This window comes from Wenyingzhuangia heitensis, from assembly GCF_011762155.1.
Taxonomy (GTDB): Bacteria; Bacteroidota; Bacteroidia; order Flavobacteriales; family Flavobacteriaceae; genus Wenyingzhuangia; species Wenyingzhuangia heitensis.
Genome location: NZ_JAASQL010000017.1, coordinates 1 through 4335 on the forward strand (window position 1 = coordinate 1; position 4335 = coordinate 4335).

Annotated in this window: 4 protein-coding genes; all 4 read left to right on the plus strand. The window is 28.3% G+C overall.

Annotated features, from left to right (window positions below):
• Positions 1 to 175: 175 nt before the first annotated feature.
• The 4 genes from FHR24_RS15445 (at position 176) to FHR24_RS15460 (ending at position 3529) form a co-directional block, all read left to right on the plus strand.
• Positions 176 to 412 carry a hypothetical protein gene (locus FHR24_RS15445; RefSeq protein WP_167191098.1) on the plus strand — a complete coding sequence of 79 codons (237 nt, stop codon included), beginning with the start codon at positions 176 to 178 and terminating at the stop codon, positions 410 to 412.
• Complete coding sequence (locus tag FHR24_RS15450; RefSeq protein ID WP_167191101.1) at positions 400 to 708, plus strand: type II toxin-antitoxin system RelE/ParE family toxin; 309 nt, start codon at positions 400 to 402, stop codon at positions 706 to 708. The genes FHR24_RS15445 and FHR24_RS15450 overlap by 13 nt, the downstream gene beginning before the upstream one ends.
• A gap of 909 nt (positions 709 to 1617) precedes the next feature.
• Positions 1618 to 2331: an SDR family NAD(P)-dependent oxidoreductase gene (locus tag FHR24_RS15455; RefSeq protein WP_167191104.1), complete on the plus strand. Its 714-nt coding sequence runs from the start codon at positions 1618 to 1620 to the stop codon at positions 2329 to 2331.
• Positions 2332 to 2563: 232 nt separating this feature from the next.
• Positions 2564 to 3529, plus strand: a complete 966-nt coding sequence (locus FHR24_RS15460; RefSeq protein ID WP_167191107.1) for a DUF3887 domain-containing protein — start codon at positions 2564 to 2566, stop codon at positions 3527 to 3529.
• The last annotated feature ends 806 nt before the right edge of the window (positions 3530 to 4335 follow it).

Sequence of the window (4335 nt, forward strand, 5' to 3'; positions counted from 1 at the left end):
AAAAACAAAAAGTTAAAACAAACAAAAAAGCTCTGGCTTTGTACCTGCCCGAAAATCTTCCCGATTTTCAAGCCCGCACAAACCATAGCAAAATATGTTGTACAGCATTAAAAAATAGCATCGAAAAACTAAATTCGAAACGAAATTTCTTACTTTTGTTATAAATATTTCAATTATGGCAGCAATAAACACAATTAAAAATAATCTCATAGACAGAATTTTAGCTACTAAAAACGAAAAGTTGTTAACGGCTATTAGTAATATTTTTGAATCAACTCAATCTGAAAATCAAAAGATTATTCTTGAATCAGAACAAATTGAGATGTTACAGCTAAGCGATAAAGATATATTAGAAGGAAATTTAATATCTGAATCTGATTTAAATAAATTAGATCAAGAATGGCTAGCGTAGAATTATTTTGGACTCAAACTGCAATGAAGCAGAGAAATGAGATTTTTAAATATTGGAATAAAAAAAATAAAAGTACTGAGTATTCAAAAAAACTGAGACAAAGTATAAAAGAACGAACACAAATTCTGAAAACTAATCCTGAGATTGGAAAAGAAACAAATTATAAATTAATCAGAATGGTTTCTTTAGGACATTATAGTATTTTATATCAGTTCTTGAATAATGAAATAATTATAACTAGTTTTTGGGACAATCGACAAAGTCCTAAAAAGTTATTGAAACTAATCAGTAAATAATTGAAAAAACGCAGTACAACACCTGCTCATAGTTAATGCGGGTTTGTTGGTTTTCCAATGTTTTGTGTATATTTACTAAGTCCGCCAAATCTTGTTGATTTGGCTCTGTGACAAAACAAGAAACAAATCCAAACAAAAAGCTTCGGCTAGTGCGTAGTCGAAAATCTGTCGATTTTCAAGCCGCACTAACCATAGCAAAATACGTTAACTTACATAGTTGAAAAAAATCCTATGATAAAGTTTGGGAATCAGTTTGGGTAAATTCTAAAAAACAACATTTCTAAACTTTGAAATATATTTAATTATACTTCTGCAAATTTTCATCGCTTGCTGGTTCAGTAGTTTTTCCCTAAAATTAATTTATCGATAGTTTTATAGAAAATAATCATTGCTTCTTTCGGCTGTTTAAGTAGCTGTGTTGAGTTTTCTTTAATTTTGTTTCAAATGATATCTTAAATAAAAAATGAGCTTTAAAATCATTGAAAATCAAACTGTAGTTACGTGGAGTTTTTAAGAAATTTAATTCTAGAAAATTTTAATCCTTGAAGAAAAAAAGTAGCAACGCAAGTTTTGAAAATTTAAGAAAACTATGGAAATTTCTAATTTAAAAGAAATTAAAATCCTAATGAATTTAATTTAGTAGCAACGCTAACATTTTAATTTTTAGAAAAATTCTAGTAAATAAAATACGATAAGTTAACAACTGCTATAGTTAATGCGGGCTGAGTTTTTTCTCAATGTTTTTTCTATATTTACAACATCACCAAATCTTTTTCGATTTGGCTTTAAAAAACAAAAAGTTAAAACAAACAAAAAAGCTCTGGCTTTGTACCTGCCCGAAAATCTTCCCGATTTTCAAGCCCGCACAAACCATAGCAAAATACGTTAACCACAAGCAAGAAAAAAATAATGAAAAAATCAATTATCATTGGAGCAACTTCTGGAATTGGTAACGAAATTGCTAAAATTCTAGCTGAAAATGAATATCAAATTGGTATTACAGGAAGACGAAAAAAGGAATTAGAAAAATTAAAAGATTTAAAACCTCAAAGATTTTACATAAGCTCTTTTGACTGTACTGTAGAAAACAACTCTGAGAAATTAGACTTATTAGTTAAAGAAATTAAAGGATTAGATTTATTAATTTTATCTTCAGGAACAGGAGATTTAAATGAAAAATTAGAATTTAATATTGAAAATTCAACAAATAAATTAAATGTAATTGCATTTACTGAAATTGTAAATTGGGCATTTAACTTTTTTGAGAAACAAGGAAATGGCCATTTAGTTGTAATAAGTTCTATTGCTGGAATAAGAGGTAGTCGTATTGCTCCTGCTTATAATGCTTCGAAAGCTTTTCAAATAAATTATTTGGAAGGGTTAAGACAAAAAGCTAAGAAAACAAAGAAACCAATTTATATCACAGACATAAGACCTGGCTTTGTAAATACAGAAATGGCTAAGGGTGAAAATTTATTTTGGGTTACAACTAAGGAAAAAGCAGCTAAGCAAATTTTTGAATACATTAAAAGAAAAAAAGATATTGGATACGTTTCTAAAAGATGGAAGTTAATTTCTATATTATTAAAAATCATACCAAATCAGATATATAAGCAAATGTAAAAGCCAGTGGCTAACACCTGCTCATAGTTAATGCGGGTTTAGTTCTTTCCCAAAGTTTTGTCTATATTTACTATGCCCGCCAAATCTTGTTGATTTGGCTCTGTGACCAAAAAAGAAACAAATCCAAACAAAAAGCTCTGGCTAAGTGCTTGTCCGAAAATCTGTCGATTTTCAAATCCGCACTAACCATAGCAAAATACGTTGCCAGTAATTTGCCCCACAACCAACAGAAATGAAAAATTTAAACTTTGTCATATTAATTTTAATTCCTTTTTTGAGTTTTGGACAGACTGAAAAAGATACTTCTAAAAAAGTTTCTGCTGAATTTCAAGAATTTTATAATTTAGACAAATATCAAAATGTATTCGACCTTTTTTCGGCTGAAATGAAATCTGCTTTACCTATTGAAAAAACAACCGACTTCATCAAAGGTCTTAAAACTCAAGCAGGAAAAATTGAAAAAAGAGAATTTACACGATACGAAAACGGAACTTATGCCTCTTACAAAACAAAATTTGAGCGAGCTCTTTTTTCTATAAATATATCACTTAACAAAAACGGAAAAATAAACGGTTTATTTGTCAAACCTTTCAAAGAAAGTAATCTGCCAAAACTTGAAAGAAACATAACAGAAATGATTTTACCATTCAAAGAAGAATGGACAGTATTTTGGGGTGGAGACACAAAAGATTTAAATTATCACGTAGAAAGCGAAGCTCAAAAAAATGCTTTTGATATTGTAATTACTGATAAAAATGGAAAGTCCTTTAAAACAGACGGAAAAACAAACGAAGATTATTACGCTTTTGGGAAAGAACTGATTGCACCTTGTGATGCAGAAGTTATTTTATCTGTAGATGGAATTAAAGACAACATTCCTGGAGAATTAAATCCAATTTATATTCCTGGAAATACAGTTATTTTAAAAACAGAAAATAATGAATTTTTATTCTTTGCTCATTTCAAACAAAATTCAATTGTTGTTAAACAAGGTCAAAAAGTAAAACAAGGAAAATTATTAGGACTTTGTGGAAATTCAGGAAATTCTTCAGAAGCTCATTTACATTTTCATCTTCAAAATATAGAAGATATGAATAAAGCAACTGGAGCAAAAAGTTATTTTTCCGAAATATTAGTAAATGAAGAATTGAAAAAAGATTATTCACCAATAAAAGGAGAGAAAGTAAAAAATAAATAAAAACTACTGGCAACAACGTATAAGTTTAATGTGGGTTTTTAGGTTTAACCCAAAGTTTTGTGCTTATTTATAATGTCGCTTATCCTTATTTGATTATTTTTAAACCGACGAAGATAAAAACAAAAAATAAGTATAAGCTTAGTTACTCGGCTGACAATTTACTAATTGTCTACCTCCCACACTAATCTTATACAAACACGTTAGCATACATAGTCTAAAAAAATTTAAAATAGAGTTTGGGAATCAGTTTGGGTAAATTCTAAAAAACAACATTTCTAAACTTTGAAATATTTCCAATTATACTTCTACTAACTTTCATTGCTTGCTAGCTCAGTAGTTTTTCCTAAAATTCATTCATCGATATATTTTTAATGAAAAGAATCTTTTACTCAGCTGTTTTAAGTAGCTGTGCTGAATTTTTTACATTTTTACTTCAAATGATATCTGTAACTAAAAAAAGCTCTCTAATCATTGAAAATTAAGCAGTAACTACGTTGAGTTTTTGAGGTTTTTAATTCTGGAAAAATTAATCTTTTAAATGAATGTTTTAATTCTTGAAGAAAAAGTAGTAGCAATGCTAAGTTTTTGAAACTTTAAGAAATCTATAGAAGTTTCTAATTTAAAAGAAAATAAAAATCCTAATGAATTTAATTTAGTAGCAACGCTAACATTTTAATTTTTAGAAAAATTCTAGTAAATAAAATACGATATGCTAACACCGCATAAAAACAATTTGTGTTTGGTTTCTTTCCCAATGTTCTGTACTTTTAAACAAAAGTTAAATCAGTACGCTCGAAAAGGCCTTG